Source organism: Bradyrhizobium jicamae (assembly GCF_018130215.1).
Taxonomy (GTDB): domain Bacteria; phylum Pseudomonadota; class Alphaproteobacteria; order Rhizobiales; family Xanthobacteraceae; genus Bradyrhizobium; species Bradyrhizobium jicamae_A.
In genome coordinates this window covers 61,253-80,512 of sequence record NZ_JAFCKQ010000035.1, presented here as the reverse complement: position 1 = coordinate 80,512, position 19,260 = coordinate 61,253, and the positions used below count along the sequence as shown (strand labels likewise).

23 protein-coding genes are annotated in these 19,260 nt (G+C 64.7%); 10 read left to right on the top strand and 13 right to left on the bottom strand.

Annotated elements, in window-relative coordinates; all coding sequences use genetic code 11:
- Together JQ586_RS29020 and JQ586_RS29015 are read right to left on the bottom strand one after the other, a co-directional pair.
- Window positions 1-605 (bottom strand): TCP-1/cpn60 chaperonin family protein (locus JQ586_RS29020; protein WP_283815493.1); only part of this gene is annotated, 605 nt, incomplete at its 3' end.
- Window positions 606-650: 45 nt separating this feature from the next.
- Window positions 651-965, bottom strand: coding sequence for a co-chaperone GroES (locus JQ586_RS29015; RefSeq protein ID WP_212398041.1), 315 nt, complete (start codon window positions 963-965; stop codon window positions 651-653).
- A gap of 383 nt (window positions 966-1,348) precedes the next feature.
- On the opposite strand from JQ586_RS29015, the gene JQ586_RS29010 reads away from it, so the two are divergent.
- A complete protein-coding gene (locus JQ586_RS29010; RefSeq protein WP_211987186.1) occupies window positions 1,349-1,639 on the top strand; it encodes an usg protein in 291 nt (96 codons plus the stop codon).
- A 93-nt stretch (window positions 1,640-1,732) separates the two neighbouring features.
- Window positions 1,733-2,284, top strand: coding sequence for a cupin domain-containing protein (locus JQ586_RS29005; protein WP_212398040.1), 552 nt, complete (start codon window positions 1,733-1,735; stop codon window positions 2,282-2,284).
- A gap of 101 nt (window positions 2,285-2,385) precedes the next feature.
- On the opposite strand, the gene JQ586_RS29000 is transcribed toward JQ586_RS29005, so the two are convergent.
- Complete coding sequence (locus JQ586_RS29000) at window positions 2,386-3,636, bottom strand: NupC/NupG family nucleoside CNT transporter (protein ID WP_212398039.1); 1,251 nt, start codon at window positions 3,634-3,636, stop codon at window positions 2,386-2,388.
- 215 nt (window positions 3,637-3,851) lie between these two features.
- Here JQ586_RS29000 and JQ586_RS28995 point away from each other — a divergent pair, with 215 nt between their 5' ends.
- Window positions 3,852-5,075 carry an MFS transporter gene (locus tag JQ586_RS28995; protein WP_212398038.1) on the top strand — a complete coding sequence of 408 codons (1,224 nt, stop codon included), beginning with the start codon at window positions 3,852-3,854 and terminating at the stop codon, window positions 5,073-5,075.
- Window positions 5,076-5,234: 159 nt separating this feature from the next.
- Here JQ586_RS28995 and JQ586_RS28990 read toward each other — a convergent pair whose 3' ends face one another.
- From JQ586_RS28990 to JQ586_RS28965, 6 genes are all read right to left on the bottom strand, one after another.
- Window positions 5,235-5,996, bottom strand: coding sequence for an SDR family oxidoreductase (locus JQ586_RS28990; protein WP_212398037.1), 762 nt, complete (start codon window positions 5,994-5,996; stop codon window positions 5,235-5,237).
- Window positions 5,997-6,007: 11 nt separating this feature from the next.
- A complete protein-coding gene (locus JQ586_RS28985) occupies window positions 6,008-6,769 on the bottom strand; it encodes a peptidase (protein WP_212398036.1) in 762 nt (253 codons plus the stop codon).
- A gap of 99 nt (window positions 6,770-6,868) precedes the next feature.
- Entirely contained in the window at window positions 6,869-7,294 is a 426-nt protein-coding gene (locus JQ586_RS28980; protein ID WP_212398035.1) for a carboxymuconolactone decarboxylase family protein, read from the bottom strand.
- Window positions 7,295-7,466: 172 nt separating this feature from the next.
- A complete protein-coding gene (locus tag JQ586_RS28975; RefSeq protein ID WP_212398034.1) occupies window positions 7,467-8,309 on the bottom strand; it encodes a transglutaminase family protein in 843 nt (280 codons plus the stop codon).
- A 179-nt stretch (window positions 8,310-8,488) separates the two neighbouring features.
- Window positions 8,489-9,436 (bottom strand): alpha-E domain-containing protein, encoded by a 948-nt coding sequence (locus JQ586_RS28970; protein WP_212398033.1) that lies wholly within the window; start codon window positions 9,434-9,436, stop codon window positions 8,489-8,491.
- Between the two features lie 8 nt (window positions 9,437-9,444).
- Window positions 9,445-10,863 (bottom strand): circularly permuted type 2 ATP-grasp protein, encoded by a 1,419-nt coding sequence (locus JQ586_RS28965; RefSeq protein ID WP_212398032.1) that lies wholly within the window; start codon window positions 10,861-10,863, stop codon window positions 9,445-9,447.
- Window positions 10,864-11,087: 224 nt separating this feature from the next.
- On the opposite strand from JQ586_RS28965, the gene JQ586_RS28960 reads away from it, so the two are divergent.
- Genes JQ586_RS28960 through JQ586_RS28945 form a run of 4 tightly spaced genes read left to right on the top strand, consistent with a single transcriptional unit; the run spans window position 11,088 to window position 13,837 of the window.
- On the top strand, window positions 11,088-11,843 hold the full coding sequence (locus JQ586_RS28960; protein ID WP_212398031.1) for a molybdopterin-binding protein: 756 nt from the start codon (window positions 11,088-11,090) through the stop codon (window positions 11,841-11,843).
- A 6-nt stretch (window positions 11,844-11,849) separates the two neighbouring features.
- Entirely contained in the window at window positions 11,850-12,377 is a 528-nt protein-coding gene (gene gpt / locus JQ586_RS28955) for a xanthine phosphoribosyltransferase (RefSeq protein ID WP_212398030.1), read from the top strand.
- Between the two features lie 21 nt (window positions 12,378-12,398).
- Complete coding sequence (locus JQ586_RS28950; RefSeq protein ID WP_249148285.1) at window positions 12,399-13,226, top strand: class II aldolase/adducin family protein; 828 nt, start codon at window positions 12,399-12,401, stop codon at window positions 13,224-13,226.
- On the top strand, window positions 13,226-13,837 hold the full coding sequence (locus JQ586_RS28945; protein ID WP_212398029.1) for a hypothetical protein: 612 nt from the start codon (window positions 13,226-13,228) through the stop codon (window positions 13,835-13,837). The genes JQ586_RS28950 and JQ586_RS28945 overlap by 1 nt, the downstream gene beginning before the upstream one ends.
- A 2-nt stretch (window positions 13,838-13,839) precedes the next feature.
- Here the strand turns inward: JQ586_RS28945 and JQ586_RS28940 are convergent, their stop codons facing one another.
- Window positions 13,840-14,064 (bottom strand): hypothetical protein, encoded by a 225-nt coding sequence (locus JQ586_RS28940; protein ID WP_212398051.1) that lies wholly within the window; start codon window positions 14,062-14,064, stop codon window positions 13,840-13,842.
- Window positions 14,064-15,086: a methionine synthase gene (locus JQ586_RS28935; RefSeq protein ID WP_212398028.1), complete on the bottom strand. Its 1,023-nt coding sequence runs from the start codon at window positions 15,084-15,086 to the stop codon at window positions 14,064-14,066. Before JQ586_RS28935 ends, JQ586_RS28940 begins: the two co-directional genes overlap by 1 nt.
- A 94-nt stretch (window positions 15,087-15,180) precedes the next feature.
- Between JQ586_RS28935 and JQ586_RS28930 the strand changes: the two genes are divergently transcribed.
- The 3 genes from JQ586_RS28930 (at window position 15,181) to JQ586_RS28920 (ending at window position 17,588) form a co-directional block, all read left to right on the top strand.
- The gene (locus JQ586_RS28930) at window positions 15,181-15,885 is read left to right on the top strand and encodes a glutathione binding-like protein (protein ID WP_212398027.1); all 705 of its coding nucleotides are present in this window, start codon (window positions 15,181-15,183) and stop codon (window positions 15,883-15,885) included.
- 117 nt (window positions 15,886-16,002) lie between these two features.
- On the top strand, window positions 16,003-16,614 hold the full coding sequence (locus JQ586_RS28925; protein ID WP_212398026.1) for a 2-hydroxychromene-2-carboxylate isomerase: 612 nt from the start codon (window positions 16,003-16,005) through the stop codon (window positions 16,612-16,614).
- On the top strand, window positions 16,614-17,588 hold the full coding sequence (locus JQ586_RS28920) for an NADPH:quinone oxidoreductase family protein (protein WP_212398025.1): 975 nt from the start codon (window positions 16,614-16,616) through the stop codon (window positions 17,586-17,588). Before JQ586_RS28925 ends, JQ586_RS28920 begins: the two co-directional genes overlap by 1 nt.
- Before the next feature lie 95 nt (window positions 17,589-17,683).
- On the opposite strand, the gene JQ586_RS28915 is transcribed toward JQ586_RS28920, so the two are convergent.
- Window positions 17,684-18,361 (bottom strand): alpha/beta fold hydrolase, encoded by a 678-nt coding sequence (locus JQ586_RS28915; RefSeq protein ID WP_212398024.1) that lies wholly within the window; start codon window positions 18,359-18,361, stop codon window positions 17,684-17,686.
- Complete coding sequence (locus tag JQ586_RS28910) at window positions 18,358-19,248, bottom strand: crotonase/enoyl-CoA hydratase family protein (RefSeq protein WP_212398023.1); 891 nt, start codon at window positions 19,246-19,248, stop codon at window positions 18,358-18,360. The genes JQ586_RS28915 and JQ586_RS28910 overlap by 4 nt, the downstream gene beginning before the upstream one ends.
- Window positions 19,249-19,260 lie beyond the last annotated feature (12 nt).

The window sequence follows — 19,260 nt, the reverse complement described above, 5'->3', positions numbered from 1 at the left end:
GGCGAGATGTAGCCGCGGTCGAACTGCATGCCCTCGACGACGTCGAGCTCGGTCTCGAGCGACTTGGCTTCCTCGACGGTGATCACGCCCTCGTTGCCGACCTTCTTCATGGCGTCGGAGAGGAACTTGCCGATTTCCGCGTCGCCATTGGCCGAAATCGTGCCGACCTGGGCGATCTCCTCGTTCGAGGTGACCTTCTTCGAGTTCTTCTGCAGATCCGCCACGACGGCTTCGACCGCGAGGTCGATACCGCGCTTGAGGTCCATGGGGTTCATGCCGGCGGCGACCGACTTGGCGCCTTCCTTCACGATCGCGGCCGCGAGCACGGTCGCGGTGGTGGTGCCGTCGCCGGCCGCGTCAGCGGACTTGGAGGCGACTTCGCGCACCATCTGGGCGCCCATGTTCTCGAACTTGTCGTCGAGTTCGATCTCCTTGGCGACGGTGACGCCGTCCTTGGTGATGCGCGGAGCGCCGAACGACTTCTCGAGCACCACGTTGCGGCCCTTCGGACCAAGCGTGACCTTCACCGCATTGGCGAGGATGTCGACGCCGCGCAGCATCTTGTCGCGCGCCTCGACGGAGAATTTGACTTCTTTAGCTGCCATCTGGATTTTTCCTTGGAATGATTTGATCGGAGCGGGAGGAGGGGCTTAAGCCGCCTTCTTCTTGGAAGCGGGGACGTCGAGAACGCCCATCACGTCGCTTTCCTTCATGATCAACAGGTCTTCACCGTCGATCTTGACCTCGGTGCCGGACCACTTGCCGAACAGCACGCGGTCGCCGACCTTGAGGTCGATGGGGATCAGCTTGCCAGCTTCGTCGCGGCCGCCCGGGCCGACGGCGATGACTTCGCCCTGCGAGGGCTTTTCCTTGGCAGTGTCCGGAATGATGATGCCGCCAGCGGTCTTCTCTTCGGCGTCGATGCGCTTGACCACGACGCGGTCGTGAAGCGGACGGAATTTCATGCAGTCCTCCTAAGCATATGCAGATGTTGTTGAATTTCGGAGTGTTAGCAGTCCAGCCCAGCGAGTGCCAAGCCGGCTGGGCAGGAGATAGGCCAAGCCAGGGCGGCCGGCAAGGGCTTCTAGCAGAAAAATTGGCACTCCGATCAACCGGTTGCCAGCATCTCGGGGAATGCTTAACGCGCCTGCCGCAGCCCGGACCCCGTATTAGCACGTGCGGTAAGCTGCTGCTAACGTGTGAAATTTCAACAACTCGTTAAACATTTAGGCTTGTGATGGGTTAGTCGCGTGCGTCACATTTCTCTCATGTGAGCGCATCTTTTGTCGGGTGGCTCCGGCAGGTCGGCCACCCCACGCGGATATGCGCTCCGTCACAGGAGGTTGGCATGGTCTCGCGAGTTGGTGGGGTTGTTTCCGACGATTTCCGGAAGCAGTTGCTGGGATATGGTCTGACGACGGCGCAAATCCTCTATCGGATGCCCGACCATCCCTCACTGCTGCAGACCTATGTCTGGCAGAACTACGATCTCTTCCCGAAATTCCCGGCGTTGCAGGACTTTCTCGCCTTCTGGCAGGACAAGCTCGAAGGCCCTCTGTTCTCGGTGACGGTGGCGCATTCCAAGCTGATCAAGCCTGCGGAGCTGCGCGCCGTCGACGGCGTCTTCCGGCTGCATTGACTGCGCAGGGTGGGCAAAGGCGGTTCGCTTTGCCCACCCGACGAAAATGCTTTTGTGTTAGCCTCAATCCGCCAAGGAAGACGGGAGGTAACTATGGCCAAGCAAAAGACGGCATCAAGACCAGCAGCCAAGACTGCCGTTAGGAAGAAGTGGACGGGTCTTCGGACCGCAGCCAAAGCGTCTGCACGCAAGACTATCAAATCCAAGGGCCGCGTCTCGACGGCGAAGAAGGCCGCGAAGACCGCGTCCAAGGCGCGGCCGAAGCAGCGGGTCGCGATTAGTCATCACCGCGAGGAGGATTTCAAGGCGGACGGCCTGCGTACCTATGCTAGATATCGCGACCTCGGCATCGCTGCCGCCTCGCATGGCCTGGCGCAGGCGCATGTGATCCGGCTGCAGGGCCCCTGCAATCCGGACGAGGTGTCGAAGCTGCACTTCCACGACGTCGAATTCCAGATGGTCTATGTGCTCAAGGGCTGGGTGAAGACCTACATGGAAGGCGAGGGCGAGACGCTGATGACCGAAGGCAGCGCCTGGACCCAGCCGCCGCGCATCCGGCACATGATTCTGGATTACTCAGACGACGTTGAGCTGCTCGAGGTGATCCTGCCGGCGGAGTTCAAGACGGTGGAGTTGACGGCGTAGGGAATTGCCGTCATTCCGGGCTGGTCCGAAGGACCAAACCCCAAAATCTCGAGATTCCGGGTTCGATGCCAACGCATCGCCCCGGAATGACGACGTCGTCGTCATGTCATCACCCCCACGATCGCGCCCATCAGGCAGGTCGTCAGCGTGCCCGAGACGATCGACTTCAGCCCGAGCGCGTTGATCTCCTCGCGCCGCTCGGGCGCCATGGTGCCGAGGCCGCCGATCATGATGCCGAGGCTTCCGAAGTTGGCGAAGCCGCACATTGCGTAGAGCATGATCAGCCGCGCGCGCGGATCGAGTGCGTCGCTGCCGAGCTTCGAAAAATCGACATAGGCGATCAGCTCGTTCAGCACGGTCTTGGTCCCCATCAGGCTGCCCGCCGTCACGGCCTGCGACCACGGCAGGCCCATCAGCCAGCACACCGGCGCCATCACGAGCCCAAGCAGCCGTTGCAGCGAGATCCTGGCGCCGCCGATCTGCGGCAGCAGGCCGAGCATCGCGTTCACCAGATACACCAGCGCCACCAGCACCAGCAGCATCGCGACGATGTTCATCAGCAGCTCGAGCCCGGCGGCCGTGCCCTTGACGATCGCGTCCATCGTCGAGGTGACATGAACGTCCGGGTCCTCGAGCGATCCGCCGGTGCGCACATCCGATGTCTCCGGCACCATGATCAGGCTGACCAGGATCGCAGCCGGCGCGCCGAGCACCGAGGCAATGACGAAATGCGCGGCTGCATCGGGGATCAAGGGCGCGAGAAGCGTGGCGTAGAGCACCAGCACGGTGCCGGCGATGCCGGCCATGCCGCCCGTCATCACCAGAAACAATTCGCTGCGCGTGAGCTGCGCCAGGTAGGGACGGATGAACAGCGGCGCCTCGACCATGCCGAGGAAGATGTTGGCGGCGGTCGACAGACCGACCGCGCCGCCGACGCCGAGCGTGCGCTCGAGCAGCCAGGCCATGCCGCGCACGATCGGCGGCAGCACTCGCCAATAGAACAGCAGCGTCGTCAGCACGCTCATGACCAGCACGATCGGCAGCGCCTGGAAGGCGAGGATGAAATCGCTGCCCGGCACCTTGGGATCGAACGGCAGCGTGCCGCCGCCCACATAGCCGAACACGAAGGCGGTGCCGGCTCGCGTTGCGGCGGCGATGGCGCCGACCGCGTCGTTGATGGCGCCGAAAGCCGTTGTCACCACCGGCACCTTGATCAGCACCAGCGCGGTGACGATCGTCACCGCGAGACTGGTAGCCGCCTGTCGCAGCGACACCGCGCGGCGGTTCTCCCCAAGCGCCCAGGCGATCACCAGCAACGCCACCACGCCGAACGCCGATTGCAATTGCAGCATCAAGCCCCCGAACAGCCCCTCGCGCGATTATGGCAGGCACTTCGCGCAGCGCAATGCCGTTACGCGCCAAGACGGTTTCGAGCGAAGTGGGTGCCGGTCCGCTTGAAGAAAACGCGTCAAAACAACAATCCGGAGCCCATTCCGATCTTGTCGGAATGGGGCTCCGGCACCAGCCGCCATTGACAAGTTGCAGGCGGTCGGCCACGCCATGGCCCATGTCCTCAGCAATGCCGGCCGGGGCGCGCGATCTGCTCGGCCACAGACCCTTCCTGTTCTTCCTCTCGTCGCGCAGCCTGTCGCGCTTCTCCAGCCAGATCGGCGCGGTCGCGATCGGCTGGCAGATCTACGACCTGACCGGCAGCGCCTTCGACCTCGGCATGGTCGGCCTGGTCCAGTTCCTGCCGACGGCGCTCCTGGTGTTTGTCGCCGGCCACGCCGCCGACCGCTTCGAGCGCAAGCGCGTGGTACAGGCCTGCCAGTTCGTGGAAGCGCTCACCGCAGCATTCCTCGCCGGGAGCACCTTCGCCGGGACCATCTCGGAGCTGCAGATTTTCGCTGCGACCTTTGCGCTCGGCATCGCCGGTGCGTTCGAGAGCCCGGCGACCGCGGCGCTGCTGCCGCTGATCGCTCCGCAAGGGTCGCTGCAACGAGCGACCGCGATCTCGAGCGGCGCGGCGCAGATCGCGACCATCACCGGACCTGCGCTCGGCGGTCTGGCCTATGCCATGATGCCGAGTGCGCCCTACGCCGTGATGGTGGTGTTCTGGCTGCTCGGGATGATCCTGACCGGCGGCATCGGCCGCTTGCAGCAGGCTGCGCCGAAGGACTCGGCGTCGTCGGACGATCTGTTCGCCGGCGTCACCTTCGTGCGCAGCAATCCGGCGATCCTCGGCACCATCTCGCTCGACCTGTTCGCAGTGCTGTTCGGCGGCGTGACGGCGCTGTTGCCGATCTATGCCCGCGACATCCTGATGACCGGACCGCTCGGCCTCGGCGTGCTGCGCGCCGCGCCCGCAGTCGGTGCGCTCCTGATGACCATGATCCTGGCGCGGCACACGATCCATCGCCGCGTCGGGATGCGCATGTTCCAGGCCGTCATCGTGTTCGGTGCCGCGACAGTAGTGTTCGCGGTGTCGCACTGGATGTGGCTGTCGGTGCTGGCGCTCGCGGTGCTGGGCGCGGCCGATACGATCAGCGTCGTGATCCGCTTCTCGCTGGTGCAACTCGCCACACCGGACGAAATGCGCGGCCGCGTCGGCGCGGTGAATTTCCTGTTCATCAACGCATCGAACCAGCTCGGCCAGTTCGAAAGTGGCGTTACCGCGGCGCTGCTCGGCACCATGCCGGCCGCCGTGCTCGGCGGCCTCGGCACCATCGCGATCGCGCTGCTGTGGATGAAGCTGTTCCCGACGCTGCGGAATGTGGAGAAGCTGGAGTAGGCGATCCCTTCACCTCGCCCTGCTTGCTGGGAGAGGCCGGATCGCATCGTCAGATGCGATCCTGGTGAGGGGGTACGGGTCCCAACATTCGGCTCGCTCGCGGGAGCGCCCCTCACCCCGACCCTCTCGGCGCAAGAGCGGGGCGAGGGAGAAGGGAGCTCAGCCTCGTCCCACGAACGGCATCTTGGTTGCCATGACCGTCATGAACAGCACGTTGGCATCGAGCGGCAGACCCGCCATGTAGGCGACGGCGTCGCCGACGGCCTTGGCATCCATGCGCGGCTCGTGCTTGGTCGTACCGTCGGGCTGCAGCACGCCGGGGCCGTTGACCATGCGGTCTGTCATCGGGGTGGCCGCATTACCGATGTCGACCTGGCCGACCGCGATGTCGTACATGCGGCCGTCGAGGTTGGAGGCCCTGGTGAGGCCGGTGATGGCATGCTTGGTCGAGGTGTAGGCGGCCGAGAACGGACGCGGCGCGTGTGCGGAGATCGAGCCGTTGTTGATGATGCGGCCGCCGCGTGGCTGCTGATCCTTCATGATGCGGAAAGCGTGCTGGGTGCACAGGAACGGGGCGGTGAGGTTGGTGTTCACCACCGCCTGCCACTGCTCCAGCGACAGGTCCTCGAAATTCACCGGCGGTGCGCCCATGCCGGCATTGTTGAAGAGCACGTCGAGCCGGCCGTAGGTCGCCTTCACCTTGTCGAACAGCGCGGCGATCGCGGCCGGGCTGGTCATGTCGGCAGTGACGCACAGGCTCTTGCCGGCGGGACCGAGCTTGCTGGTCTCTTCCAGCATCTCGAGGCGGCGGCCGACGAGCACGACGGTGAAGCCTGCGTTCATCAGGGCGAGCGATGCCGCGCGCCCGACGCCGGTGCCGGCGCCGGTGACGAGGGCGATCTTGTTGGTCGCTTCGGTCATCTGGTTTCCTCTTATTTGGATTTTGCTTCGGTTTCGTTCTTGTAGGGCGGCCGCGGAATATTCTGGTGCGCCGCGCGCAGCGCCGCCGACCAGCGCGAGCGCAGATCGTGGAAATAGGGCTCACCGGCCTCGATGCGATGGTTGAGATCGGCCACACAGGCATCGCTGCGCACCACCAGCACGTCGATCGGCAGGCCGACGCCGAGATTCGAGCGCATGGTGGAGTCCATCGAGATCAGGCCGGTCTTCAGCGCCTCGTAAAGCTCGACATCGAAATGCATCGCGCGATCGAGCACGGGCTTGCCGTATTTGTGCTCGCCAATCTGCAAGTAAGGCGTGTCGATGGTGCATTCGATGAAGTTGCCGGCAGTGTAGACCATGAACAGCCGCATCCGCGAGCCCTTGATCTGGCCGCCGAACAGGAACGAGACGTCGAACGAGATATCCTCGGAGCGCAGTGCATCGCCCTCGGTGGCGTGCACGGAGCGGATGGCGCGGCCGATCCGCTGCGCTGCCTGGAACATTGTCGGCGCGTTCATCAGCGTCTCGACCTCTCCGGTGTGCGGATCCTGCATGCCCTCCGTCAGGGTCGACAGCACCGACTGGCTGATCGCCAGATTGCCGGCGCTCGCGATCGCCATGATACGCTCGCCGGGCTTTTCGAAGATGTGCAGCTTGCGGAAAGTCGAGACGTTGTCGAGGCCGGCATTGGTGCGGGTGTCCGCGATCATGACGAGACCGTCTCGCACCAGGATTCCGCAGCAATAGGTCATTTCCAGTCCTCAACGGTCCGAGTTTCTCGGCGGAGAACTAGTAGCCAATTTCGGGGGCGCATCCAACCCCAATTCCCGTCATCGAACCGCGGTAGGGCGTCACGATTGCTGCGTTCGTGCGGGTTGCGCATCGACGAGGAACGCCTCGTCCACGGGCACGCCGAGCGCGGTGACCAGCCGGTTCGTCTCGGCCGCCATGCCGATGATCGCCAGCATCTCCTGATATTCGGCCTCGGTCATGCCCTTCGCTCGCGCGCTCGCGGTGTGCGAGTGGATGCAGTAGCTGCAGCCGTGAGCCACCGACACCGCGACGTAGAGCATTTCCTTGACCTTGGGATCGAGCGCACCCGGCGCCATCACCTGCTTGATGCTCTCCCAGGTGCGACGCAGGGTCTTCGGATCATGCGCGAGCGCACGCCAGAAATTGTTGATGAAGTCCGATTTCCTTGTCGCGCGGATGTCCTCGAAGACGGCGCGCGCCTCCGCGGAGAGTTCGTCGTCGGAGAGCAGTTTCACGGTTGCCATGGCGCCTCTCGCTGGTTCGAGTTCAAGCAACAGCGATCATACCACCCTGCCGTCGTCGAGCTCGCGACAAAATTGCGAAGCAATCTTGCGCTGAAGCGACGAGGCGATCCATGTCTCGGCAAGGGGAAAGACGGATCGCTTCGTTGCGCTCGCAATGACGTGGGACTTCGCGCTACGACTGCGTCTGGCTCTGCCATTGCCCGGGCCGCCCGGCCTGGTCGACCTTGACCTCGACCGTCAGCGTCTCGGCGCCGCCGCCGTAGCGGGTGCCGCGGACGGGAGCGGCGCCGAGATAGTCGAGGCCGATCGCGACGCGGGCGTGGGCGTCGGTGGTGCAGATGCCGTTGGCGGCGTCGAAGCCGATCCAGCCGAGGTCAGGCACATGGGCTTCCGCCCAGGCGTGGCCGGCCTGCTGGTTGACCATGCCGTCGGAGCGCAGGAAGTGACCGGAGACGAACCGCGCCGGCACACCGCCGGCGCGCGCGCAGGCGATGAAGATATGCGCGTAGTCCTGACAGACGCCGCGCTTCAGCGCGAAGGCCTCGGAGGCCGAGGTGGCGCTGTTGGTCGGATCCTCGTCGAACGTCATGTGTTCGTAGATCTGCACCATCAGCGCGTGCAGGAAGCCGAGCACGTCGTCACCGGCTTCCGCGCGCAGTTCGCGCACGAAGCTCGCCATCGACGGGCTGACGTCGGTCAGCGCCGTGGGGCGCAGGAACAGGCTCGGCGGAAACCGCTCATCGGTGCCGCGCAGCACGCCGCCGGTGTCTTGGGTCTCGACCAGGCCTTCGCAACGGATGGTGAGGTCAGCGATCGAGCCATGCGTCAGCACATGGGTGACGTTGCCGAACGCGTCCTCATGGGTGTCGAGCCGGGAATCGGTCGAGACGTCGATCTGCCAGTTTGCGACATACTGGCCGTCATGGCTGCAGGGCGTCATCCGCAGAATCTGGATCACGCCCGAGGCCGCCGGCTCGTAGCGATAGGTGGTGGTATGGGCTATCCGCAGGCGCATGGCTCACCGGAGTTCAGTCGGTGTTATGGAGCAAGAGCGTCATGCCACGGGCGAGCGCGTAGCGCGCCTTTGCGCCAGACGTCCCGGGCATCCACGTCTTTCTTCCTAATCGGCTGCGAAAGCAAGACGTGGATGGCCGGGACAAGCCTGGCCATGACGAGAATTTGAGCTTCTTTCGGTCAGATCAGGTACTGCTTGGTGATGATCTCGCCCAACCGCGAATTGTCCGCGATGAACTCCTGGATGAATTCATGCACGCCGTGCTGGAAGATGTCGTCCATGTGGCTGTGCTCGAGCCGGTTCCTGACGCCGCGCGCGTGGCGCTGGGACGCCCCCTGGCGGCCATAGGCGACGCCGATCTGGTCCAGATTGCGCACCAGGTTGCTGTAGCAGCTGGCGAGCGATCGCGGCAGCGTGTCGTTGAGGATCAGGAGGTCGGCGATCAGCCAGGGTTTCAGCGTTTCCCGGTAGACCCAGTGATAGGCTGTTGTTGCCGAGACTGAGCGCAGGATCGAGGTCCACTGGTAGTAGTCGAGCGGGCCGCCGACGTGTTCTTCCTCGGGCAGCAGCACATGGTATTTCACGTCGAGAATGCGGGCGGTGTTGTCGGCGCGCTCGAGGTGCACGCCCAGTCGCGAGAACCAGTAGGCGTCGTTGCGCAGCATGGTCCGGTAAGCCGAGCCGTCGAAGCGCAGCGAGGTCTCCTGCACGAAGCGCAGGAACTTCGCCAGTTCCTCGCGGCTGCCGGTGCCCCCCTTGGTCCATACGCCCTGCAACTCGATCCAGGCCGAGTTGATGGTGTCCCACATTTCCGAGGTGAGTGCGGTGCGCACCGAGCGGGAATTGAGCCGGGCGGCCTCGATACAGTTCTTGATCGAGGAGGGGTTTGCATCGGAGAACGACAGATACTCGACGACGTTGCGCTCGTTGGCTTCCTCGTGATGCTCGTAGAAGGTCGGGCCGACGCCGGCGGTCAGCAGTGCTGAGTCCCATTCATTGGTCTTGCCGATATAGGCCGCGGGGAGCGCGGTGACGCGGAGCGTCGCGTCGATCGTGCGCGCGAGATATTCGGCGCGTTCGACATAGCGGGCGAGCCAGAACAGGTTTTCGGCGGTGCGCGACAGCATGTTCTCAACTACTCACTCAGTATCCAGGTGTCCTTGGTTCCACCGCCCTGGCTTGAATTGACCACGAGCGAGCCCTCCTTCAGCGCCACGCGGGTCAAGCCGCCGGGCACGACGGTGGTGTGGCTGGAGCCGGTCAGCACGAACGGGCGCAGGTCGACATGGCGCGGGGCGAGCCCCTTGTCGGTGCAGGTCGGACAGGTCGAGAGCGCCAGCGTCGGCTGGGCGATGAACCCTTCGGGCTCGCGCTTCAGCTTGTCTCGGAAGGCCTCGATGGTCGCCTTGGTGGCGGCCGGGCCGATCAGCATGCCGTAGCCGCCGGAGCCGTGCACCTCCTTGACGACGAGGTCGGCGAGGTTGTCGAGCACGTAGGACAAATCCTGCGGCTCGCGGCAGCGCCAGGTCTGCACATTCTTCAGGATCGGCTCCTCGCTGAGGTAGAACTTCACGATGTCAGGCATGTAGGAATAGATCGCCTTGTCGTCGGAAATGCCGGTCCCGACCGCATTGGCGAGCGTGATGTTGCCGGCGGCATAGGCCGACATCAGCCCGGGGACGCCGAGCGCGGAATCCGGGCGGAAGGTGAGGGGATCGAGGAAGTCGTCGTCGACGCGACGATAGATCACATCGACCCGCTTCAGCCCCTCGGTGGTGCGCATGAACACCTCGTCGTTCTTGACGATGAGGTCGCGCCCCTCGACCAGCTCGATGCCGAGCTTGTCGGCGAGGAAGGAGTGCTCGTAATAGGCCGAGTTGTAGACGCCGGGCGTCATCAGCGCGACCGTCGGCTCGGCCGAGGCGCTGTGCGGCGCCACCGAGCGCAGCGCCGACAGCAGCTCGTCCGGATAGCGCTCGACTGGCGCGACCCGATGCCGCGCGAACAGGTCCGGAAACAACCGCATCATGATCTCGCGGTTTTCCAGCATGTAGGACACGCCGGATGGCGTCCGTGCATTGTCCTCGAGCACGATGAAGTTTTCCGGATCGGTCCGGATAATGTCGATGCCCGCGATGTGGATATAGATGTCGTGCGGCACGTCCTGGCCGTTCATCTCCGGGCGGAATACCGGGTTCTGGAAGATCAGGTCCTCGGGGACGATGTTGGCGCGCAGGATGTCGCGGCCGTGGTAGATGTCCTTGAGGAACAGGTTCAGCGCCAGCACGCGTTGCTTCAGGCCCTTCTCCAGCAGGGTCCATTCTTTTGCGGACATGATGCGCGGGATGACGTCGAAGGGGATCAGCCGTTCCTGGGCCTCGGCATCGCCGTAGACGGCAAAGGTGATGCCGATCCGGCGGAACAGCAGCTCCGCTTCCTGCCGGCGATATTCGAGCGCATCCGGCGGCGTCTCCTTGAGCCAGCGGGAGAGCTCCTCGTAGGCCGGGCGGAGGTCGCCGCCGAGGCCGTTCATTTCATCGAATGCAACTGCCATAAATCCCGACTGTCCTTCGAAGCCATGTGACACACAGTGCATGACTTGATGGGATGGTAGCAAGGGGCGGGCCAGCGCGATATGCATTGGCTTGCGGCATTTGCTGGGGATGGCCGACGGGCTGCCTGAAAAACCGGCTGCGACCTGCTTATTTCGGCAGCAAAACCCCGTGACATCAAGGCGTTCGGTCGGCAATGTCGGGGGAGCAATCAGGGAATGAGATCATGAGCGAGATCGTCACGGCAGGGATTCTGGTGATCGGCGACGAAATCCTGTCCGGCCGGACCAAGGACAAGAATATCGGTTTCATCGCCGAATACCTGACCAATATCGGCATCGACCTGAAGGAAGTCCGTGTCGTTGCCGACGACGAGGACGACATCATCGCCGCCCTTGATGCGCTGCGGCATAGGTACGCCTACGTGTTCACGACAGGCGGCATCGGCCCGACCCATGACGACATCACCGCCGACAGCGTGGCCAAGGCGTTCGGGGTCGACATCCACCACCATCCCGAGGTGGTGGCGCGGTTCAGGGAGCGCTGGAGCGAGCAGGATCTGAACGAGGCCCGGCTGCGGATGGCCCGCGTGCCCGACGGGGCCGAGCTGATCCAGAGCGCGACCATCCTGGCGCCTGGCTTCAAGCTCGGCAATGTCATCGTGATGGCCGGCATCCCCACGATCATGCAGGCGATGATGGACATCGTGGCGCCGACCCTAAAATCCGGCGTGCGGATGCTGTCGGATTCGGTGCGCGCCGACGCGCGGGAGGGCGACATCGGCGGTCCGCTGCGCGCGATCGCGCAGGCCCATCCCGACACCATCATCGGCAGCTACCCGTTCCAGGACGAGAACCAGAAGCCGAACACCAGTCTCGTTGTGCGCTCGCGCGATCCCGAGAAGCTGGCGGCGGCGATGGCCGAGGTGAAGGAGATGCTGAAGCGGGTGCAGGCTGCACAGAAGAAACCGGCTGCGGGTTGATACGACATGGCTGAGAAAAATTCTGAACTGAGCGCCCAGGAGCGGGCAGGCAGGCCGTTCCCGGTCTCGTGGGATCAATTCCATCGGGATTGCCGGGCGCTGACCTGGCGGCTCAACGAGGTCGGCCCGTTCCAGGCGGTGATCGCAATCACCCGCGGCGGACTGGTGCCGGCGGCGATCGTGGCGCGCGAACTCGGCGTGCGGGTGATCGACACCGTCTGCATCGCAAGCTACGACCACGACAAGCAGGGCGACCTCAAGGTGCTCAAGGGCATCTCCGAGGCAACCGCCAAGCTCGGCGGCGGCACCGGCAAGGGGCTTCTGATCGTCGACGACCTCGTCGACACCGGCAAGACCGGAAAGCTGGTGCGCGAGATGCTGCCCGACGCGCATTTCGCGACCGTGTACGCCAAGCCGAAGGGCCGTCCGCTGGTCGATACCTTCATCACCGAGGTATCGCAGGACACCTGGATCTTCTTCCCCTGGGACACCGCGCTGTCGTTCCAGCCGCCGATCCGCGACGGCGCGGCTTAGTCCGATAGAGGTCGACGCGTGATGACTGGACAAGGGTGTTTGGCACGGTTCGGCATCCTGATCGCGCTCGCGACGCTGTTCGGCATGCCCGGGGCGGCATGCCAGGACCGTCAGACGCCAACCGCCTCGGCATCCGGAGCTGATGCAGCCGTGATCGACGACATCGTCACAGGGAGCCGCATCCTTGCCGAGTACGGCGTCGTCGACGCCTTTGGCCATGTCAGCGCCCGCGATCCCAAGAATCCCTATCATTTCCTGATGTCGCGCTCGCTGGCTCCGGCGCTCGTGACCAGCGACGACATCATGGAATTTGATCTCGACGGAAATGCCGTGGACACCAAGGGGCGTACCCTCTTCCTCGAGCGCTTCATCCACAGCGAGATCTACAGGGCGCGGCCGGACGTGATGGCCGTCGTGCACACGCACTCCCCCGGCGTGATACCGTTCACGATCAGCCAGACCATGCTTCGGCCGGTGTTCCACAACGCCGCGTTCCTCGCCGCCGGGGCGCCGGTATGGGATATCCGAAAAGCGTTCGGCGAAACCGACATGCTGGTGCGCAACGCCGACATCGGCAAGTCGCTGGCGGCCGCGCTCGGCGACAAATCCGTGGTCCTGATGCGCGGCCATGGCGACGCCGTGGTCGGACCATCGGTGAAGCTCGCCGTGTTCCGCGCCTACTACACCGACGTCAATGCGCGGCTGCAGTCGCAGGCGATCGCGCTCGGCGGCGAGGTGAACTATCTGACGGCGGCCGAAGGCGCAAAGGCGGATGCGATCAATCTGCAGGTGCTCGATCGCGTGTGGAATTTGTGGAAGATGCGCGTCACCACCGCGCCGGCGAAATAATGCCGCTGCAGAACCGCGTCACGCCGCTGGGTGAAATCGTCGCGTCGGAGCATCGCGGAACCTTCACAGGTAATCGCGGCATCATCCATGATCCTGTGACGCGGACGCTTCTGACAAAGCGCTGGTCGACGCCGGCCTGGCTCACCTGCGTCTGCGAATTCAGGGGGAGGCGGCGCGAGGTGATGAGCCGGCGGAGCTGGACCGAGCTGTTCTTCCTCGATGAGGCCACGGCCTTTGCGGCCGGGCACCGTCCCTGCTTCTTCTGCCGCCGCGAGGATGCCAAACGCTTTCGCGCCTGTTGGGAGGTAGGGAACGGCGTGACCGATCTCAGCGCCAAGGCGATGGACGCGGTGCTGCACGCCGAGCGGCTCGATCATGGCAAAAAGCGCTTGCATCCGTTGCCGGTGCCGTTGCACGAGCTGCCTGACGGCACAATGGTGCAGGCAGATGGCGGGAGCTATCTCGTCACGGGCGGCCACACGCTGCGCTGGTCGCTTGCAGGCTACGGCCGCGCCGACGTCGCGGGTTCCGCCATGCTGTTGACCCCGCCATCGACGCTTCGGGCATTTCAGGCCGGCTATCGGCCGGAGCTGCATTCCAGCGCGAATTGACTTCAGCGCAGCGGGCGACCCTGCTCATCGACGCTCATGCGGGAATCCCGCAGCGTCCACTCCTTGATGATCTGGCGGCAGCGCGTTACCTCGGGCGTGTCGCGCCCGCCCGATGACTGCGCTGCCACCAATGTCTTGCAGGCATTGAGCTGGTCGCGTTCGCCGGCAAGGACAGGCGAGGCCACGATCAGCAACGTGATTGCAGTCAAGCGAAGCAGGATCGCCATCACCCCAGCCGCTGTCGCGCCAGCCTCGCGCCTGCGCCGAGCGCCATCAGCTTGGCTTCCGCGATATCCCGCCGCATCGGCGCCATGCCGCAATTGGTGGTCGCGATGATGTTGCCCTTGGGCACGAATTTCGAGACCGCCTCGATCACCTTGACCACATCCTCGGCCGTCTCGACCTCGTCGCTGGCGACGTCGATCACGCCGGCCTGCACGATCTTGCCGGGCAGCGCCGCCAGCAACTCCAGCGGCACCTTGGAATTGCGGCACTCGATCGCAACCTGCTGGATCGTGCTCTGGTCGATCACCGGGAAGGTCTCCTCGTACTGGCGCCATTCGCCGCCGAGCGTCTGTTTCCAGTCGGTGTTGGCCTTGATGCCGTAGCCGTAGCAGATATGGACCGCCGTCGCGCAGGTCAGGCCTTCGGCGGCGCGCTCCAGCGCCTTGATACCCCAGTCGCGGACCTGATCCATGTAGACGTTGAAGGCGGGCTCGTCGAACTGGATCATGTCGACGCCGTCGGCCTCAAGCGCCTTGGCTTCCTGGTTCAGCAGCTCGGCAAAGGCGAATGCCATCTTGACCCGATCGCCGTAATACTTGTCGGCGATGGTGTCGATGATGGTCATCGGGCCGGGCAGGGTGAATTTCAGCTTGCCCTTGGTATGTGCGCGAGCGGCGCGCGCCTCGCTGGCATGGACACGGCCCTTGAGCTGCAGCGGCGCGACCACCTGCGGCACCATCGCCTTGTAGCGATCCTTGCGGATCCCCATCTCGACCTTGTGGGCGAAATCGATGCCCTCGATCTTCTCCAGGAAGCCGTGCACGAAATGCTGGCGCGCCTGCTCGCCCTCGGTGACGATGTCGACGCCGGCATCTTCCTGCAGCTTGACCGCGAGCACGGTGGCGTCCCGCTTGGCGCGGGCGAGCTCGTCGCCTTGCGATTTCCACGGCGCCCACAGGATGTTCGGCTCGGCCAGCCATTCCGGCTTCGGCAGGGAGCCTGCGATCGTGGTTGGAAACAGCATGGGTGCCTCCCAATGGGTTCTGATTGAGCGCCTGTCTGCCATGTCTTATGGTCGCCGTACAGAACAACAAAAGTCTTTCTGACCGGAACGCCCGATGATCGACCTGCACTACGCGCCGACGCCGAATGGCTGGAAAATCTCGATCATGCTGGAGGAGCTGGGGCTGCCCTACAAGGTCATCCCGGTGAACATCCGCGCCGGCGAGCAGTTCCGCCCCGAATTCCTGGCGATCAGCCCGAACAACCGCATTCCGGCGATCGTCGACCACGCCCCTGCCGACGGCGGCGGGCCGTTCCCGGTGTTCGAGACCGGTGCGATCCTGATCTACCTCGCCGACAAGACCGGCCGCTTCCTGTCCGGGGAGCTGCGTGCACGGTCGACCGTCATCCAGTGGGTGATGTGGCAGATCGGTGGCCTTGGCCCGATGCTCGGCCAGCACGGCCATTTCGCGCTCTATGCAGCCGAGAAGATCCCCTATGCGATCGAGCGCTACCGCGACGAGACGGCGCGGCTCTATGGGGTGCTCGACCGCCAGCTCGGCAAGACCGGCGCGTATGTTGCCGGTGACGACTATTCGATCGCCGACATCGCCTGCTTCCCCTGGACCATGACCCACAAGGCGCAGGGCTTCACGCTCGATGACTATCCGAACATCAAGCGCTGGTACGCAACCGTGCGCGCCCGTCCGCAGGTGCAGGCGGGGCTTGCGATCGGCAAGTTCGTCAAGGAGCCGTTCGACGAGGAGGCGCGCAAGAACATGTTCGGGCAGAAGGCCAGGGAAGTGCTGGGCAAGCAGTAGGCGCGCGCCGTCATTCCGCGTCATGCAATTCATGCCGCCGCCGCGGCGTCATTATGGATTGCTTCGCTTCGCTCGCAATGACAGGGTAATCAACAAAGCGTCACACGAGGAAACGCCATGATCGAATTCTTCTTCGACTGCTCCAGCCCCTGGACCTATCTCGCCTGGCATAACATCCAGCCGCTGGCGAAGGAGTTCGGCGCCGAGATCATTTGGCGGCCGATCCTCGTGGGCGGCATCTTCAACACCGTCAATCCCTCGGTCTATGCCCAGCGCGAAAAGCCGGTGCCATTGAAGGCGCGCTACATGAAAAAGGATCTCGCCGACTGGGCACGCTCGGCCGGACTAGCGATCAAGATGCCGCCGACCGTGTTCCCGGTGAACTCCGTGAAGGCGATGCGCGGCTGCATCTGGCTCGGCAACGAGACAATGGTGCCGTTCGCGCGCGCGGTGTTCGAGGCCTATTGGGGCGACGACAAAGACATCTCGCAAGACGCGGTGCTGACCGGGATCTGCGGCAAGGTCGGCATCGATCCGGCGAAGTTCCTGGCCGGGATCGGTGATCAGGCGATCAAGGACCAGCTCAAGGCCAACACGGAGGAGGTGATGGCACGCGGCGGTTTCGGCTCGCCGACAATTTATGTCGACAAGACCGACATGTATTTCGGCAACGACCGTCTGCCGCTGATCCGCGAGGCGCTGACGCGGCTCAAGGCGCGGGCCGCCTGATGCCCAAAGCCGTCGTCTGCCGCGAGCTGGGGCCGCCGGAGCGCCTGCACCTCGAAAGTTTTGCCTCCGCGCCGCTGAAGCCGGGCGAGGTCCGGGTTGCGATCCGCGCCGCCGGGATCAACTTCCCCGACATACTGATGGCCGCCGGCGAGTACCAGCTCAAGCCGCCGCTGCCGTTCACGCCAGGCTCGGAAGCTGCCGGCGATGTGGTTGAGGTCAATGAGGCCGCAGGCGTTACCGTCGGCGACAAGGTGATCGTCAAGATGCGCTTCGGCGCCTATTGCGACGAGACGGTGGCCATGCCCGCGCAGCTGGTGCCGCTGCCCTCGACCTTCGACTATGCCGAGGGCGCGACTTTCCTCGCCGCGCACGGCACCGCCCATCACGCGCTGATTGACCGCGGGCAGATCAAGCCTGGCGAGGTGCTGCTGGTGCACGGCGCCGGCGGCGGCGTCGGGCTCGCCGCGGTCGAGATCGGCAAGCTGCTCGGCGCCACCGTGGTCGCGGCGGCCTCATCCGAGGAGAAGCTTGCGATCGCGAAAGCGCGCGGCGCGGACCATGTCCTGCTCTATGCGCGTGAGCCGTTCCGCGATGTCGTCAAGCGCCTGACCGACGGTCGCGGCGCCGATCTGGTGTTCGACCCGGTCGGCGGCGAGGTGTTCGAGAACTCGATGCGCTGTATCAATTGGGGCGCGCGGATCCTCGTCGTTGGCTTCACCGGCGGCATCGGACTTGCCCGCACCAACCTGTTGATGATCAAGGGCGCGAGCGTGCTCGGCGTCCGCGCCGGCGAGGCGGTGCGGAAGAATTCCGCGCTCGGCGAGGTCAGGTTCAGGGCGCTGAGCGATTGGGCCGAGGCCGGCAAGGTGCGGCCGAACATTTCCCACCGGCTGCCGCTTGCGGACTACGCGAAGGCAATGCGCCTCCTGATCGAGCGCAAGGCGATCGGCCGCGTGGCGTTGCTGACGCGCTAACCTTCGCTGCAGGAGCCGCACGGTGGACAAAAGCGCGCTTGCGCCGAGCCGGCCATCCGGACTGGTGCGAGCAATGGCGGGCGCGCTTTGCCATGCTACCTGCCTTCCTGAAACTTGCCATCCCGCACGAACGCGATCGTCTGCGTGATCGCTTCTCCATTTCGTACCAGCCACGGATGCGACGTGCGGATCACGATGTGATCGGTCATGCCCTCGAGCCTGGTGTTGGCGACCGACACCCGTCCGTCATGTGGCCGTGGCAGGGCGATCGAGGTGATCGGATAGATCGAGCGATTGCCGGCGATGATGCCGGTCGGATAGTCGATGGCAGGCAGCAGCGCGCGGGTCGCGGCGTCGCGACTGGTGACGAGTTGCTGGCCGGCCGGGCCGAAGAAGGCGCGGTAGGCGGCAAGGTTCTTCAGGCGGTCGGCGATCTCGCTGCCGCCGTTCGGCGTGCCCAGCATGACGACACGGCCGAGCCGCGGCGGGCGATGCCTTGCGAGATAGGCGCGCGCAAGCAGCCCGCCCATGGAGTGGCACACGAAATGGACGGAGCCCTCGAGCCTGCTCGCAAACGGCGCGATGGCCGGATCGATGTCGTCGGCCAGCGCGCCGAGGGACTTGCGCCGGCTGTCATAGTCGAGATTGAGGGTGGCGAATCCGGCGGCTTGCAGCGCCAGTTCCATCCTGCGGAACGAGCGCGCCGTCCTGCTGATGCCATGGAGCAGGACGACACCGTCGGATGAGGACGTCGATTGACGCCGGTCACTCACTTATAATCGCGCTCTTGCCACCACGGGAAATAGTCGGGCATGTCGGAGGAGACCTTGTTCTTGAATTCTGCGGGGCGCTTTTCCAGGAACGAGACCACGCCTTCCCTGACGTCGTCGGAGCGGCCGCGCGCATAGATGCCGCGGCTGTCGACCTTGTGCGCCTCCATCGGATCGTCGGCGCCCATCATACGCCACATCATCTGGCGGATCAGCGCCACCGACACCGGCGCGGTCTTGGCCGCGATCTCCTTGGCAAGCGCGCGTGCAGTCGGCAACAAATCGTCCGGCGGCACCACCTTGCTGACGAGGCGGCCGGCGAGCGCTTCCTGCGCCGGGAAGACGCGGCCGGTGTAGCACCACTCCAGCGCCTGCGAGATGCCGACGATGCGCGGCAGGAACCAGCTCGAGGCCGCCTCCGGCACGATACCGCGCTGGGAGAATACGAAGCCGAAGCGCGCGGCGTCCGATGCGATGCGGACGTCCATCGCAAGCTGCATGGTGACGCCGATGCCGACCGCGGGGCCGTTGACCGCGGCGATGACAGGCTTCAGGCACTTGAAGATGCGCAGCGTGACCTGGCCGCCACCGTCGCGCACCTGCGGATCGCTGTAGTCGACGCTGCCGTCGGCCTTCCGCCGCACCGGGCCGCGCCGCGCATCGCGGTCGAACGTGTTGGCACCGGAGGAAAGGTCGGCACCTGCGCAGAAGCCGCGGCCCGCGCCGGTGACGATGATCGCCCTGATGTCGTCGTCGGCATCCGCCTTGTCGAACGCGTCGATCAGCTCCTGCTGCATCGTGGCATTGAAGGCGTTGAGCTTGTCGGGCCGATTCAGCGTGATGGTGAGGATTTGCTCGGCGACCTCGTATTTGATCGTCTCGTACGCCATGGGGATGATTTC

Coding starts and splice junctions, on each gene's coding strand:
- JQ586_RS29005 (WP_212398040.1), top strand. CDS start 1,733: ATGGCCAAGCAAAAGACGGCATCAAGACCAGCAGCCAAGACTGCCGTT.
- JQ586_RS28940 (WP_212398051.1), bottom strand. CDS start 14,064: ATGGCGATCCTGCTTCGCTTGACTGCAATCACGTTGCTGATCGTGGCC.
- JQ586_RS29000 (WP_212398039.1), bottom strand. CDS start 3,636: ATGCTGCAATTGCAATCGGCGTTCGGCGTGGTGGCGTTGCTGGTGATC.
- JQ586_RS29015 (WP_212398041.1), bottom strand. CDS start 965: ATGAAATTCCGTCCGCTTCACGACCGCGTCGTGGTCAAGCGCATCGAC.
- JQ586_RS28950 (WP_249148285.1), top strand. CDS start 12,399: ATGACTGGACAAGGGTGTTTGGCACGGTTCGGCATCCTGATCGCGCTC.
- JQ586_RS28945 (WP_212398029.1), top strand. CDS start 13,226: ATGCCGCTGCAGAACCGCGTCACGCCGCTGGGTGAAATCGTCGCGTCG.
- JQ586_RS28985 (WP_212398036.1), bottom strand. CDS start 6,769: ATGACCTATTGCTGCGGAATCCTGGTGCGAGACGGTCTCGTCATGATC.
- JQ586_RS28935 (WP_212398028.1), bottom strand. CDS start 15,086: ATGCTGTTTCCAACCACGATCGCAGGCTCCCTGCCGAAGCCGGAATGG.
- gpt (WP_212398030.1), top strand. CDS start 11,850: ATGGCTGAGAAAAATTCTGAACTGAGCGCCCAGGAGCGGGCAGGCAGG.
- JQ586_RS28980 (WP_212398035.1), bottom strand. CDS start 7,294: ATGGCAACCGTGAAACTGCTCTCCGACGACGAACTCTCCGCGGAGGCG.
- JQ586_RS28995 (WP_212398038.1), top strand. CDS start 3,852: ATGTCCTCAGCAATGCCGGCCGGGGCGCGCGATCTGCTCGGCCACAGA.
- JQ586_RS28910 (WP_212398023.1), bottom strand. CDS start 19,248: ATGGCGTACGAGACGATCAAATACGAGGTCGCCGAGCAAATCCTCACC.
- JQ586_RS28960 (WP_212398031.1), top strand. CDS start 11,088: ATGAGCGAGATCGTCACGGCAGGGATTCTGGTGATCGGCGACGAAATC.
- JQ586_RS28965 (WP_212398032.1), bottom strand. CDS start 10,863: ATGGCAGTTGCATTCGATGAAATGAACGGCCTCGGCGGCGACCTCCGC.
- JQ586_RS28970 (WP_212398033.1), bottom strand. CDS start 9,436: ATGCTGTCGCGCACCGCCGAAAACCTGTTCTGGCTCGCCCGCTATGTC.
- JQ586_RS28930 (WP_212398027.1), top strand. CDS start 15,181: ATGATCGACCTGCACTACGCGCCGACGCCGAATGGCTGGAAAATCTCG.
- JQ586_RS28920 (WP_212398025.1), top strand. CDS start 16,614: ATGCCCAAAGCCGTCGTCTGCCGCGAGCTGGGGCCGCCGGAGCGCCTG.
- JQ586_RS28975 (WP_212398034.1), bottom strand. CDS start 8,309: ATGCGCCTGCGGATAGCCCATACCACCACCTATCGCTACGAGCCGGCG.
- JQ586_RS29010 (WP_211987186.1), top strand. CDS start 1,349: ATGGTCTCGCGAGTTGGTGGGGTTGTTTCCGACGATTTCCGGAAGCAG.
- JQ586_RS28990 (WP_212398037.1), bottom strand. CDS start 5,996: ATGACCGAAGCGACCAACAAGATCGCCCTCGTCACCGGCGCCGGCACC.
- JQ586_RS28925 (WP_212398026.1), top strand. CDS start 16,003: ATGATCGAATTCTTCTTCGACTGCTCCAGCCCCTGGACCTATCTCGCC.